Source organism: Streptococcus macacae NCTC 11558 (assembly GCF_000187995.2).
GTDB lineage: Bacteria > Bacillota > Bacilli > Lactobacillales > Streptococcaceae > Streptococcus > Streptococcus macacae.
Genome location: NZ_AEUW02000001.1, coordinates 574,041 through 587,039 on the forward strand (window position 1 = coordinate 574,041; position 12,999 = coordinate 587,039).

General features: G+C 33.9%; 13 protein-coding genes. 12 read left to right on the forward strand and 1 reads right to left on the reverse strand.

Annotated features, from left to right (window positions below; genetic code table 11):
• The 7 genes from folB (at position 1) to STRMA_RS02880 (ending at position 5,725) form a co-directional block, all read left to right on the forward strand.
• Positions 1–363 (forward strand): dihydroneopterin aldolase, encoded by a 363-nt coding sequence (folB, locus tag STRMA_RS02850; RefSeq protein WP_003082094.1) that lies wholly within the window; start codon positions 1–3, stop codon positions 361–363.
• Entirely contained in the window at positions 360–872 is a 513-nt protein-coding gene (gene folK / locus STRMA_RS02855) for a 2-amino-4-hydroxy-6-hydroxymethyldihydropteridine diphosphokinase (RefSeq protein ID WP_003080330.1), read from the forward strand. The genes folB and folK overlap by 4 nt, the downstream gene beginning before the upstream one ends.
• Positions 873–1,035: 163 nt before the next feature.
• Positions 1,036–1,938 (forward strand): UDP-N-acetylmuramate dehydrogenase, encoded by a 903-nt coding sequence (gene murB / locus STRMA_RS02860; protein WP_003080335.1) that lies wholly within the window; start codon positions 1,036–1,038, stop codon positions 1,936–1,938.
• Between the two features lie 18 nt (positions 1,939–1,956).
• On the forward strand, positions 1,957–3,111 hold the full coding sequence (locus STRMA_RS02865) for an ABC transporter ATP-binding protein (RefSeq protein WP_003078566.1): 1,155 nt from the start codon (positions 1,957–1,959) through the stop codon (positions 3,109–3,111).
• Entirely contained in the window at positions 3,095–3,889 is a 795-nt protein-coding gene (locus STRMA_RS02870; RefSeq protein ID WP_040841481.1) for an ABC transporter permease, read from the forward strand. The genes STRMA_RS02865 and STRMA_RS02870 overlap by 17 nt, the downstream gene beginning before the upstream one ends.
• The gene (locus tag STRMA_RS02875) at positions 3,886–4,662 is read left to right on the forward strand and encodes an ABC transporter permease (RefSeq protein ID WP_003079130.1); all 777 of its coding nucleotides are present in this window, start codon (positions 3,886–3,888) and stop codon (positions 4,660–4,662) included. Before STRMA_RS02870 ends, STRMA_RS02875 begins: the two co-directional genes overlap by 4 nt.
• Complete coding sequence (locus tag STRMA_RS02880) at positions 4,655–5,725, forward strand: ABC transporter substrate-binding protein (RefSeq protein WP_003078533.1); 1,071 nt, start codon at positions 4,655–4,657, stop codon at positions 5,723–5,725. Before STRMA_RS02875 ends, STRMA_RS02880 begins: the two co-directional genes overlap by 8 nt.
• A gap of 219 nt (positions 5,726–5,944) precedes the next feature.
• Here STRMA_RS02880 and STRMA_RS02885 read toward each other — a convergent pair whose 3' ends face one another.
• Complete coding sequence (locus STRMA_RS02885; RefSeq protein ID WP_003081023.1) at positions 5,945–6,454, reverse strand: helix-turn-helix transcriptional regulator; 510 nt, start codon at positions 6,452–6,454, stop codon at positions 5,945–5,947.
• A gap of 490 nt (positions 6,455–6,944) precedes the next feature.
• On the opposite strand from STRMA_RS02885, the gene STRMA_RS02890 reads away from it, so the two are divergent.
• From STRMA_RS02890 to STRMA_RS02910, 5 genes are all read left to right on the forward strand, one after another.
• A complete protein-coding gene (locus STRMA_RS02890; protein WP_003079430.1) occupies positions 6,945–8,354 on the forward strand; it encodes a collagen binding domain-containing protein in 1,410 nt (469 codons plus the stop codon).
• Positions 8,355–8,498: 144 nt separating this feature from the next.
• Positions 8,499–10,037 (forward strand): cardiolipin synthase, encoded by a 1,539-nt coding sequence (gene cls / locus STRMA_RS02895; RefSeq protein WP_040841749.1) that lies wholly within the window; start codon positions 8,499–8,501, stop codon positions 10,035–10,037.
• 383 nt (positions 10,038–10,420) lie between these two features.
• Positions 10,421–11,497 carry an aspartate-semialdehyde dehydrogenase gene (locus STRMA_RS02900; RefSeq protein WP_003079115.1) on the forward strand — a complete coding sequence of 359 codons (1,077 nt, stop codon included), beginning with the start codon at positions 10,421–10,423 and terminating at the stop codon, positions 11,495–11,497.
• A 17-nt stretch (positions 11,498–11,514) separates the two neighbouring features.
• Entirely contained in the window at positions 11,515–12,396 is an 882-nt protein-coding gene (gene dapA, locus STRMA_RS02905) for a 4-hydroxy-tetrahydrodipicolinate synthase (protein ID WP_003080925.1), read from the forward strand.
• A gap of 189 nt (positions 12,397–12,585) precedes the next feature.
• The gene (locus tag STRMA_RS02910; RefSeq protein WP_003080675.1) at positions 12,586–12,924 is read left to right on the forward strand and encodes an ATP cone domain-containing protein; all 339 of its coding nucleotides are present in this window, start codon (positions 12,586–12,588) and stop codon (positions 12,922–12,924) included.
• The last annotated feature ends 75 nt before the right edge of the window (positions 12,925–12,999 follow it).

Sequence of the window (12,999 nt, forward strand, 5' to 3'; positions counted from 1 at the left end):
ATGGATAAGATTATTTTAACAGGCTGCCGTTTTTATGCCTATCATGGTGCTTTAGCTGAAGAGCAGATTTTAGGACAGATTTTTGTTATTGATGCAGAGTTGTTTCTTGATTTAACAGCGGCTTCACAAACAGATAACTTAGAAGATACTGTTCATTACGGCCTTGTTTTTAAAACAATTAAAAAATGTGTGGAAAACAATAAGTTTCAATTGATTGAAAAGCTAGCAGGTGTTATCTGCCAGGATATTTTTGATCATTTTCGTTTAGTTCAATCTATTAAAATAAAAATTACCAAAGAAAATCCGCCCATTGCTGGTCATTATAATACTGTTGGTATTGAATTGGAGCGTAAGAGGCCATGACGACTGTTTATCTTAGTTTAGGCAGCAATATAGGAAATAAACAAAAATATATAAGTCAGGCTTTATCTAAACTGGAAAGTTTAGAGCAAACTCGGCTATTGCTCGTATCTTCTTACTATAAAACCAAACCTTGGGGGAAAACAGATCAAGATGATTTTCTTAATATTGCCTGTCAGTTAGAGACAGAATTAACTTGTCATAACTTACTTCAGCAGTGTCAAAAAATTGAACATGACTTAGACAGGATTCGCCATGAACATTGGGGGCCAAGGACGATTGATATTGATATTTTATTTTTTGGTCATCAGATTATTGATGATGATCTTTTAAAGCTGCCTCATCCTTATCTTCAGGAACGTGCATTTGTTTTAGTGCCTCTCAATGAAATTGCCAGCGATTTCATCCATCCTGTTTTAAAAAAGCCCATTAGTAAACTGGTAAAAAATATTGAACAAACAACTGTGGAAAAAATAGAAACTCCTTTCTTAAAAGATGGATTTAGTGAGTAAACTGACTTTAGCAATGCACTTTGATATAGTCTGTTTGGCCTTTTTTAACTTTTTTATCCAATAACTCTTATCGTCAAAGCTTATAAAATTTGATATAATAAATTTTAGATTTTACTATTATACAGAAATAGTCAATATTAAACAGTATAGAATTGAGTTAGCTATGTTAAATCAAATGAAAGAAGCTCTAAAAGGAATTGATATCCGTATAGATGAACCTTTAAAAAAATACACTTATACAAAAGTTGGCGGTGCTGCTGACTTTCTGACTTTTCCGCGTAACCGCTATGAACTTTCGCGGATTGTTAAGTTTGCAAATGAATTTCAGATTCCTTGGATGGTTTTAGGAAATGCCAGCAATCTTATCGTCAGAGATGGCGGAATCAGAGGATTTGTCATCATGTTTGATAGATTAAACAGTGTTACGGTTGATGGCTACATTATTGAAGCTGAAGCAGGTGCTAATTTAATTGAAACTACAAAAGTTGCCCAGTATCATAGTCTGACAGGCTTTGAGTTTGCCTGTGGCATTCCAGGAAGTGTTGGCGGTGCTGTTTTTATGAACGCGGGCGCTTATGGCAGTGAAATAGCCCATGTTTTAACTTCTGCTTTAGTATTAACGAGAGATGGGGAAATTAGAACCATTGAAGCAAACGAGATGCGATTTGGTTACCGTCATTCTATTTTGCAAGATACAAAAGAAGTTGTCATTTCCGCTAAATTTTCCTTAAATCCTGGCGATTATGATGTTATCCGTCAAGAAATGAAACGTTTAAATCACTTGAGAGAACTAAAACAGCCCTTAGAGTACCCTTCTTGCGGTTCTGTCTTCAAACGGCCGCACGGCTATTTTGCAGGGCAGCTTATCATGGAAGCAGATCTTATGGGATATCGTATTGGCGGAGTTGAAGTTAGTCGTAAGCATGCTGGGTTTATGGTGAATATTGCTGAAGGGACAGCTAAAAATTATGAAGACCTGATAGCAGAAGTTATTCATAAAGTCAAAATACATTCAGGAGTTACCTTGGAACCAGAAGTGCGTATTATAGGTGATAAAGAAATATAAACGGGGGATTCATGGCTATTGACTAATCCAATCATTGCATTTAAAAATGTTTCCAAAATTTTCGAAGACAATGGGACTGTTGTTTTAAAAGATATCAATTTTGAATTAGAAGAAGGGAAATTTTATACCCTTCTAGGTGCTTCTGGTTCAGGAAAATCTACGATATTGAATCTTATTGCTGGTTTAATTGAGGCAAGTAGCGGTGATATTTTTCTTGATGGTAAACGTATTAATGATCTGCCTATTAATAAACGCGATGTCCATACTGTATTTCAATCCTATGCTCTTTTTCCTCATATGAGTGTATTTGAAAACATTGCTTTTCCTTTAAAGCTGCAGAAAAAATCTAAAAAGGAAATAGAAGCACGTGTTGCAGAAGTTTTAAGACTAGTTCGGTTAGATGGTTTTGAAAATCGCTCCATTCAAAAATTATCTGGAGGCCAGAGACAGCGTGTAGCTATTGCACGTGCTGTTATCAATCAGCCAAAGGTTGTACTTTTAGATGAGCCTTTATCTGCTTTAGATCTAAAGCTTCGCACAGAGATGCAGTATGAGCTGCGAGAATTGCAGCAGCGCTTAGGCATTACTTTTGTCTTTGTAACGCATGACCAAGAAGAAGCACTGGCTATGAGCGATTGGATCTTTGTCATGAATGACGGTGAAATTGTTCAATCTGGAACTCCTGTTGATATTTATGATGAACCCATTAATCATTTTGTAGCAAGTTTTATTGGTGAGTCTAATATTTTATCAGCTATAATGATTGAAGACTATCTGGTAGAATTTAACGGTAAACGTTTTGAATCTGTTGACGGTGGTATGCGGCCAAATGAGCCAGTAGAAGTTGTTATCCGCCCAGAAGACTTACGGATCACACTTCCTGAGGAAGGAAAACTGCAGGTCAAGGTCGAAACCCAATTATTTCGCGGTGTTCACTACGAGATAATAGCTTATGATGATTTGGGGAATGAATGGTTAATCCATTCTACTCGTAAGGCTATTGAAGGAGAAATCGTTGGATTGGATTTCACGCCTGAAGATATACATATTATGCGTCTGAATGAAAGTGAAGCAGAATTTGATGCTCGTATTGAAGAATATGTTGAAAGTGAGGAACAAGAAGAAGGCCTAATTAATGCTATTGAGGAGGAGCGTTATGAAGAAAACGTCTAATTTGTTTTCCATCCCTTATCTTCTTTGGATAGGCCTTTTTGTTGTAACTCCGGTTATACTTATACTATATTACTCTTTTTTTGACATTGAGGGTCATTTTACTTTTACCAATTATCAAACTTTCTTATCCAGTTGGACTTATTTAAAAATGGGCCTTAATTCAGTTTTGTATGCTGGCATTATTACTGTTGTTACCTTGCTAATTTCTTATCCGACGGCTCTTATTTTAACGCATTTAAAACATAAACAGCTGTGGCTAATGTTGATTGTTTTACCGACTTGGATTAATCTCTTATTAAAAGCCTATGCTTTTATGGGTATTTTCGGCAATCAGGGAGCTGTTAATCATTTTTTGCATTTCATGGGGTTGGCACCTCAGCAAATACTGTTTACAGATTTTTCTTTTATTTTTGTAGCATCATACATTGAAATACCCTTTATGATTCTTCCTATTTTCAATGCTTTAAATGATATTGATCAAAGCCTTATTAATGCTAGTCGTGATTTAGGAGCGACAGAACGTCAAACTTTTCAAAAGGTTATTTTCCCTTTATCAATGAATGGAGTGAGAAGTGGTGTTCAGTCTGTTTTTATTCCCAGTCTTAGTCTTTTTATGCTGACACGTCTTATTGGCGGAAATCGTGTTATCACACTAGGAACAGCTATTGAGCAGCATTTTTTAACCACACAAAATTGGGGGATGGGATCAACCATAGGAGTGGTTTTAATCATTGCTATGCTAATCATTATGTGGCTGACCAAGGAGAAGACGAAATGAAAAAAGCGGCAAATTTATATTTAATATCTGTCTTTTTAATCCTTTATATTCCTATATTTTATTTAATTTTTTATTCTTTCAATCAAGCTGGTGATATGAATAGTTTTACTGGACTTACATTGAAATATTATAAAACAATGTTTAGTGATGGCCGTTTGATGCAGATCCTTATATCTACCTTTTTTTTAGCTTTTTTAAGTTCTTTATTAGCAACAATTATTGGGACTTTCGGCGCTATATTTGTCTATCAAACAAAAATACGATATCAAACTGTACTTTTGTCTCTTAATAATATTCTGATGGTGGCTCCAGATGTCATGATTGGTGCTTCATTTTTGATTCTTTTTACTTTTATTGGCTTTAAATTGGGAATGGTTTCTGTTTTGCTTAGTCATATCGCTTTCTCACTTCCTATTGTGGTATTAATGATCTTACCTCGTTTAAAAGAAATGAATGTTGATATGATTTATGCTGCTTATGACCTAGGAGCGACACGTTTTCAAATGCTCAAAGAAGTAATGCTGCCTTATCTAACACCAAGTATCATTGCAGGTTATTTTATGGCATTCACTTATTCTTTAGATGACTTCGCTGTTACTTTCTTTGTAACTGGGAATGGTTTCTCAACGCTTTCTGTCGAGATATATTCACGTGCTCGCCAAGGAATCTCATTGGAAATTAATGCTTTATCTACAATAATTTTTCTGTTTAGTATCTTACTTGTGATCGGCTATTATTTTATTTCACAGGAGAAGGAGATAAAACATGCGTAGACTTTATTCCTTTATGGCCAGTATTTTAATTATTGTCATACTATTAGCAGCTCTTTCTTTTTATATGAGGTCATCAAATAGCAGCAAACAAACAAACAAATTAGTTATTTATAATTGGGGCGATTACATAGATCCCAGTCTTTTAACAAAATTCACTAAAGAGACAGGGATACAGGTTCAGTATGAAACTTTTGATTCTAATGAAGCTATGTACACCAAGATTAAGCAAGGGGGGACAACTTATGACTTAGCCGTTCCCAGTGATTATATGATCAGTAAGATGAGAAATGAGCATTTACTGATAAAACTAGACAAATCACAGATTAAAGATTTAAATAATATTGATCCGCTATTTTTAGGAAAGCATTTTGATAAGCATAACGACTATTCTATTCCCTATTTTTGGGGAACTGTGGGTATCGTTTATAATAAAAAAATGCTAACTAAAATTCCCAAGCACTGGAATGATCTTTGGAGCAAAGAATATGCTAATAATATTATGCTTATTGATGGAGCTCGAGAAGTCCTTGGTTTAGGGCTCAATAGCTTAGGATACAGTTTAAATACTAAAAATTTAACTAAGCTTCAAAAAGCTGAAAACAAATTAAATCGCTTAAGACCAAATATTAAAGCCATCGTAGGTGATGAAATAAAAGGGTATTTAATTAAAGGAGATGCCCCCATTGGCGTAACCTTTTCAGGTGAAGCTCATGAAGTTTTAACTGCTAACAAAAATCTTAAATATGTAGTTCCTAGCGAAGGTTCTAATCTCTGGTTTGATAATTTAGTTATTCCTAAAACTGTTAAACATAAGCAGGAAGCGTATGCTTTTATCAACTTTATGCTAAAGCCTGAAAATGCAGCTCGCAATGCAAAATATATCGGCTACGCCACACCGAATGTAAAAGCAAAAAATCTTTTGCCAGCAGCAATAAAGAATAATAAGGCTTTCTATCCAGATAACGAAACGATTCGTCGTTTAGAAGTGTATAATAACCTTGGTAAAAAATGGCTCAGTATTTACAATGACCTTTATCTCCAATTTAAAATGTACCGCAAATAAACAATTTATGTCAGTGTTTTACTAAAAATATAACAATAGTGAGAATAGGTGAATTTTTTAAAACTTTCAAATTTAAAAAGAAGTAGAGCGAAATATATGGGCTCTTTGTCAACTGTAGTGGGTTGATGAAAAGCTAACATTGCGAGAGAACGAGATTCGTTCTCTCTTTTTTTATGCTAATATGTTTATCTTGTATCTTAGGTAGTTATAACTTTTAATTTAATCACTAATATCTTCCACAAAAGAGAAGGTCTTATAAATAGTGTTTATTGGACCTAATATGGATTGGATTAGAGGAATGACGGTTAAAATAGCATATGCTCTTTTTTCAAGTTCTGATAGCTGTCCTTTAGTTTTATTCTCTGCTATATAAGAAGCTTTAGAAGCTTTAGCTAATTGGGTCACTTTATCATCTTTAAAATCTCTTAATTTCATTAGTTCCTTTTCTTTTTTCATGTTATTAAAAAGATAGTTCATAGTTTCTCTCAGTATAGGATTATCAGTTTTAATGATTTCATTATCAATAACAGCACGTAAAGCTATATATTGAGTCGCATTCATTAAATTAGCTTTTCCATTTGAGTTTTCTATATTGCTTATTGTTTGCTTTGTAACACCAATTTTAGTTCCTAGTTCTTCAGCAGTCCAATTAGCAATAAATCTGATTGAGGCTAAATTTGCCTGTAAAGCTAGTATTTTAGGATTAACTTTTTCTAATCTTCTGGGCATTGTTATATCTTTCTATTATGTCAATTATTTAATATCATTATATCACTATTTTAGATAAAGTAAAATAAAGAAAAAGTATTATTAGTAAAGTATTTTATAGTATAAAATACTTTACTAATATATGGGGCCCTTCTTTCCTATTAACTTGGTCAAGTATTTTATATTAAAAAGTAAAAAAGTTATTTTTAGAGTTTTGGGAGGATGTGAATGCTTTCCTCTAATTCTATGTAATTATTTGTGATTTTTATTTTACACAGACAGGTCTCAATCTTCATTTATTTTTAAGAAATTATGCTTTAAATAAGAAATTTATATCTTATTTAAAGGTTTATATAAAAGTATTTAGCGGAATAATTAGAAAAAAATTAGAAAAAACAAAATAATAACAATTAAGTGAAAAGTGTCAAATATAATATTTTTATGTTAAAATGATGAGTGTAGATATATAAATAATAGCCTTCTACAAAAATTATTAGGGAGAAATTCTATTATGAAAATGAAACATAAACTTTTTAGCTTGGTTTCAATCCTTACAATTTTATTTGGTGCTTTTTTGATTTCATCAGAAGGAGCAAAAGCAAACCAAGTAACAAACTTTACAAATAAAGCGACTATTAGCAAATCTGATGGAACTCCTTTAACTCCTAATGCAAAAGTGAGTTACTGGGAACCTTTAGCTATTAGTAATTCAATCTCTATTCCTGATGATGTAGACATTCATTCAGGTGATACGATGACAATTAAATTACCTGAACAATTGAAATTTACAACAAAATTAGCGTTTGATGTTTATCATGCTAATGGTCAATTAGCAGGTAAAGCAGTGACGGATCCAAATACACAGTCAGTTACTGTTACTTTTACTGATATTTTTGAAAAATTACCTCTTAATAAAGTTTTATCTTTGAACTTTAATGTTCAAATGAATCATACAAATTCAGATCAAACTGGTCCAATTACCTTTAACTATAATGGTGTTGTTTATACAGTAATCGTTGGAGAAAAAGAAGTTGGGCCTGTAAGCCCAGTTATTTATAAAACAGGTTATCAAGATCAAGGTGACCCAAGTATTATTCATTGGAAAGTCTTGATTAATGGAAAGCAAGAAGCTATTGATAATCTTACTTTGACTGATACTGTTGGTGAAGGTCAGGAAATTGTTACTAGTTCTATGGTAGCAGCTCGCTTAAAACATGTTGAAGGTGACGATGTTGATTCACTAGATGAAGCTGCATCTAGACCTTATGAGGAAGACTTTTCTAAAACTTTGTCTTATAAAACCAATAATGCAGGCGCAGCAGTAGGATTTACTCATACATTTGCTAATGCAAATAAAAATGCCATTTTTATTTCTTATGATACTAAACTAACCCAATCTCAGTCTGTTGGTAACGATATGACAAACTCAATTTCTATATCTGGAAACAATGTCACATCTTCCAGCCAAGTAGGCTATGCACGTATTGAATCAGCATATGGACAGGCAAATTCTCGTCGCAGAAGTTCAACGCCATCAACTACAGTTGTTGAAACAACTACAACTAATAATACAACAACCAGTACTAGTGCAACAACAGAGACAACTTCAGCCACAACTAGCAACAATTCTTCAACAACAGAAACGACAACGAAAACAAACTCAACAACGACTGAGGCTAAAACTACAACAGAGTCAGGGACAACTACAACTGGTGCTAAAACCACAAGCAGTCAGTCTACTTCTTTACAAACTAACGTACCATCAACAACAAATGTTACAACATCTTCAAATCAAGCTTCTAAACGTCCAGTAACGTTTGCTTTGCCTAGAACAGGTGAACAAGCTGGTCTTTGGCTATCAGCTCTTGGTTTGGTAATTGTTACAGTGACAGGTATCTATTTCTATAGGGCACGCCGTTAGAAAATTCTAATTGAGATCCATTCATCTTGGATCTCTTTTTATTTTGCTTTTTTGGCAAAAGTGATTTTATGGTATAATAACAGTAATTTAGCTAGTCAAGGAGGGAGTCTTATTAGTACAAGCAGTAATAGAGTGAAAAGATTGCTGAAGAAAGGTAAGCGAAGTATTTTAAGAGGAATTTTCAGCCGTACGACGATAATTGTTTTTTTAATTCTTTTGCAGATTTTTATTTTAATTTCTTCTGTAATTTGGTTCCGTCAATATCAAATTCATTTTCAAATTCTCGGTATTCTTATGATGTCTGGTTCAATATTGTATTTAATAAACAGTCAGATGGATACTCTTTCTATTATTACGTGGTTATTGGTTATCTTACCTTTTCCTCATTTGGGAACCCTCTTTTTAATTTATACTAAACAGGATTGGGGTTACCGAGAATTAAAATCTCTAATAAAGCAGTCTACACAAGCAATTAAGCCTTATTTTGAACAAGATCAAGAAATCCTTGATAAACTTAAAAAAAGCCATGCTAGAACTTATAATTTAGCTCAATATCTTCATAGAAGCGGCGGTTTCCCAGTATACGAAAATACGAGAGTGACTTATTTCTCGAATGGAGAGACAAAATTTGAAGCTTTAAAAGACCAGCTTCTAAAAGCTAAAAAATTTATTTTTTTAGAATATTTTATTATTGCTGAAGGGGTTATGTGGGGGGAGATTCTTGCTATTTTAGAACAAAAGGTCAAGGAAGGTGTAGAGGTTCGTGTTATGTATGATGGAATGCTTGAATTTTCAACTCTTTCTTTTGATTATGTGAAAAGATTGCAAAAAATTGGTATCAATGCAAAGGTTTTCTCGCCTATTTCTCCCTTCGTTTCGACATATTATAATTATCGTGATCACCGCAAGATTTTGGTAATAGACAATAAAGTAGCTTTCAATGGCGGAATTAATTTAGCTGATGAATACATTAATCAGATCGAGCGTTTTGGTTACTGGAAAGATACTGCTGTAATGCTTGAAGGAGAAGGAGTAGCATCTTTTACTTTAATGTTTTTGCAAATGTGGTCTACTACTAATAGAGATTATGAATTTGCTCTTTATCTATTGCCTGCAGATAGCAGCATTGAAGCTAAGGGATACGTTATTCCTTATAGTGACTCACCTCTTGATCATGATAAGGTTGGTGAAAATGTATATATTGATATATTAAATCAAGCTCGTGATTACGTTTATATAATGACACCCTACTTAATTTTAGATAGTGAAATGGAACATGCTTTAAAATTCGCTGCAGAACGAGGTGTTGATGTTAGAATTGTTATGCCGGGTATTCCTGATAAAAAGGTTCCTTATGCTTTAGCTAAAAGATATTATCCTGCATTAATGGAATCAGGTGTTAAAATTTATGAATATACGCCAGGTTTTGTTCATGCTAAAGTTTTTGTAGCTGATAATATAAAAGCAGTGGTTGGTACGATAAACTTGGATTATCGCAGTCTTTATCATCATTTTGAATGTGCTACTTATATGTATCAAACTGACTGTATTGCTGACATTATTCTAGATTTTAAACAAACTATAAAAATGTCACGGCGTGTTACTCGATCAACTTTAAAAAAAGAAAAATTTTCTACCAAAATAATTGGCATTGTCGTAAAATTGGTTGCTCCACTTTTATAATAAATATTTGTCAGTACAGGTTTTTATGATATAATAAGTGTATGCGATGAGTCGATTATGGTTAAAGCCATATTTCGCTAAGGAGGTCAAAACGCAGAAAGCGGATCTTGAATAGTTGTGTGAACCTGCTATTCTCACTGGAAACAGTGCCTTTGAAGCAAGAACGAAAATCTTGCTTCTTTTTTTATTATCTTATACTTTAATACAAAGATTGGTGCTGAAATAGTCCACGCTCTCTTTTTTAGTTTTAACTTACTTTCTTTTGCTTTTCAACAATCACTCGCTAAGCAAATGGTTGTTTAATTGACGCTGTTACGGACTTTTATTTTTCTTTAAAAAGTAGTATAATGTAACCTAATATTAAGTAGAATATGAGGTAGGTTATGGGTTATACAATTGCTGTTGTTGGTGCTACTGGTGCTGTTGGAACACAGATGATTAAGATGCTTGAAGAATCCTCTTTACCAATTGATAAAATGAGATATTTATCTTCCAGTCGTTCTGCTGGTAAAGTTTTAAAATTCAAGGAACAAAATATTACTGTTGAAGAGACAAAAAAAGACTCGTTTGAGGGTGTTGATATTGCACTTTTTTCTGCAGGCGGCGGTACTTCAGCAAAATTTGCTCCTTATGCTGTAAAATCTGGAGCGGTTGTTGTTGATAATACCTCATTCTTTCGTCAAAACTCCAATGTTCCTCTTGTAGTTCCAGAGGTGAATGCGCATGCTATGGAGGAACATAATGGAATTATTGCTTGTCCTAATTGTTCCACTATTCAAATGATGGTAGCTCTTGAGCCTATCCGTCAGAAATGGGGGCTTGAAAGGATTATCGTTTCAACCTATCAGGCCGTATCAGGAGCAGGTTCTCTTGCTATTGAAGAAACGAAACGTGAACTTAAAGAGGCAGTTGTTGATGGTATTAATCCAAAAGATTTAAAAGCTGATATTTTACCAGCTAGCGGGGATAAAAAACACTTTCCTATTGCATTTAATGCTTTAGCCCAAATTGATGTTTTTACCGATAACGATTATACTTTTGAAGAAATGAAGATGACAAATGAGACCAAGAAGATCATGGAAGATGATTCTATTGCGGTTTCAGCAACTTGTGTGCGTATCCCGGTATTATCAGGTCATTCGGAGTCTGTTTATATCGAAACAAAAGATACTGCTGTAATTGCAGATGTCAAAAAGGCAATCGCAGAATTTCCTGGAGCAATTTTGGAAGATGACCCTTCTCAGCAAATTTATCCGCAAGCAGTTAATGCTGTAGGCAAGAAGGAAACTTTTGTAGGGCGTATTCGTAAAGATTTAGATGCTAAAAAAGGCATTCATATGTGGGTAGTGTCGGATAATCTTTTAAAAGGTGCTGCTTGGAATTCAGTCCAAATTGCAGAAAAACTTCATGAGCGCGGTTTGGTTCATCCAACAACAGAACTTAAGTTTGAGTTGAAATAGAAAGAAAGGGAAGAAGTATGGCAATTGAAGACTTTAAGGATGTTAAAATTATTACAGCTTTTGTAACACCATTTAATGAAGATGGGTCCATTAATTTTGAAGCTCTTCCAAAGCTTATTGAACATTTACTGGCCCATCATACCGAAGGGCTTTTGCTAGCAGGAACAACAGCTGAAAGTCCTACTTTAACCCATGATGAAGAATTGGAATTGTTTGCGGCTGTCCATAAAATTGTTAATGGAAGAGTGCCTTTAATTGCGGGTATAGGAACAAATGATACACGAGATTCTGTTGCATTCGCTAAGGAGGTTGCAGAATTCGGTGGATTTTCAGCCGGTTTAGCTATTGTTCCTTATTATAATAAACCCAGCCAAGAGGGACTTTATCAACATTTTAAGGCTATCGCAGATGCCAGCAGTCTCCCTATTATTATTTATAACATTCCAGGACGCGTTGTAGTCAAATTAGAAACTGAAACACTTTTACGTTTGGCTTCTCATCCTAATATTATAGGTGTTAAGGACTGTACAAGTTTAGATGAAATGACACTTTTAATCGAACATAAACCAGAAGATTTCTTAGTTTATAGTGGGGAAGATGGAGAAGCTTTTCATGCTATGAACCTTGGAGCTGACGGTCTTATTTCAGTTGCGTCCCACACAAATGGTGATGAGATTTATGAAATGTTCCAAGCCATTGAAAAGGGGGAAATGCAGAAAGCTGCTAAAATTCAGCGGCAATTTTTACCAAAAGTACAAGCTCTTTTCTCTGTAGCTAGTCCAGCACCTGTCAAGGCAGTATTAAATCATCAAGGTTTTGAAACCGGTCCTTTACGTTTGCCTCTTGTTTCTTGTACTGATGAAGAAGCAAGGGAAATTATTGCAATCGTTGAAAATTAAGTTTAATTATAGCTGTTTATTTGTACCTCAAAAAGTGATGAAAAAGATTCGCTTTAAGTGAGGTACTTTTTATTATGATTAGGAAATTTTTATATAAGATCATTGTATGAAAAAACTTGACAATTGTTTAAACAATTTAGATAATAATAGTAATTCGAATGTCTAAAAGACTAATAGAAAGAGGTTTATATGCAAGTTATTAAGCGCAGCGGTCAAGTCGTTGATTTCGATCCAGATAAAATTTATCAAGCCATTCTTGGAGCAGCACAAACAGTTTATATATTAGATGATGCTTTGCGCCAGGATTTGGCACAAGTTACAAAAAAAGTAGTGGTTGATTTAGAAGAAGCACAAATTGAGCGTCCTACTATTAGTATGATTCAATCGTTGGTAGAACACCGTTTATTGGATGCAGGTTTTATTAATATTGCTGAACATTATATTGCTTATCGTTTGCAAAGAGATCTTGAACGCAATGGCTATGGCGATCATATCAATGTTCATTTGCATTTTGAACAAGTTAAATGAGAGTGAAGAAAAACCTTACTCTCCTTTTTTATGTTAAGAAATAAGCTATAGTAGTATTGATTAATTTTTTCAAGA

Coding starts and splice junctions, on each gene's coding strand:
- folB (WP_003082094.1), top strand. CDS start 1: ATGGATAAGATTATTTTAACAGGCTGCCGTTTTTATGCCTATCATGGT.
- STRMA_RS02900 (WP_003079115.1), top strand. CDS start 10,421: ATGGGTTATACAATTGCTGTTGTTGGTGCTACTGGTGCTGTTGGAACA.
- STRMA_RS02910 (WP_003080675.1), top strand. CDS start 12,586: ATGCAAGTTATTAAGCGCAGCGGTCAAGTCGTTGATTTCGATCCAGAT.
- STRMA_RS02890 (WP_003079430.1), top strand. CDS start 6,945: ATGAAAATGAAACATAAACTTTTTAGCTTGGTTTCAATCCTTACAATT.
- murB (WP_003080335.1), top strand. CDS start 1,036: ATGTTAAATCAAATGAAAGAAGCTCTAAAAGGAATTGATATCCGTATA.
- STRMA_RS02880 (WP_003078533.1), top strand. CDS start 4,655: ATGCGTAGACTTTATTCCTTTATGGCCAGTATTTTAATTATTGTCATA.
- STRMA_RS02885 (WP_003081023.1), bottom strand. CDS start 6,454: ATGCCCAGAAGATTAGAAAAAGTTAATCCTAAAATACTAGCTTTACAG.
- folK (WP_003080330.1), top strand. CDS start 360: ATGACGACTGTTTATCTTAGTTTAGGCAGCAATATAGGAAATAAACAA.
- STRMA_RS02875 (WP_003079130.1), top strand. CDS start 3,886: ATGAAAAAAGCGGCAAATTTATATTTAATATCTGTCTTTTTAATCCTT.
- STRMA_RS02870 (WP_040841481.1), top strand. CDS start 3,095: ATGAAGAAAACGTCTAATTTGTTTTCCATCCCTTATCTTCTTTGGATA.
- dapA (WP_003080925.1), top strand. CDS start 11,515: ATGGCAATTGAAGACTTTAAGGATGTTAAAATTATTACAGCTTTTGTA.